Source organism: Tamlana crocina (assembly GCF_012037625.1).
In genome coordinates this window covers 1-389 of record NZ_JAAVJS010000395.1, presented here as the reverse complement: position 1 = coordinate 389, position 389 = coordinate 1, and the positions used below count along the sequence as shown (strand labels likewise).

Annotated in this window: 1 protein-coding gene; it reads left to right on the top strand. The window is 42.4% G+C overall.

The features are described 5' to 3' along the window. Nucleotides 1-389 (top strand): NusA N-terminal domain-containing protein (locus HC176_RS17290; protein WP_280818712.1); only part of this gene is annotated, 389 nt, incomplete at both ends.

Sequence of the window (389 nt, the reverse complement as noted above, 5' to 3'; positions counted from 1 at the left end):
TATCATTGTGAATCCCGATAAAGGAGATCTTGAGATCTGGAGAAACCGTGTAGTAGTGGCCGATGGTGAAGTGGAGGATCCTAACCAGGAAATTTCCCTTACCGAGGCTCGTAAGATCGAGCCCGATTTTGAGGTGGGAGAAGATGTTTCTGAAGAAGTCAAATTGATCGACCTTGGTCGTCGTTCTATTCTGTCTCTTCGTCAAAACCTTATCTCTAAGGTTCATGAACACGATAATACAAATATCTATAAGCATTTCAAGGAACTTGAGGGAGAGATCTATACTGCCGAAGTTCACCACATTCGTCACAGAGCAATAATTTTGCTTGACGATGAAGGCAACGAGATCATTTTACCTAAGGACAGACAGATCCCTTCAGATTTCTTCA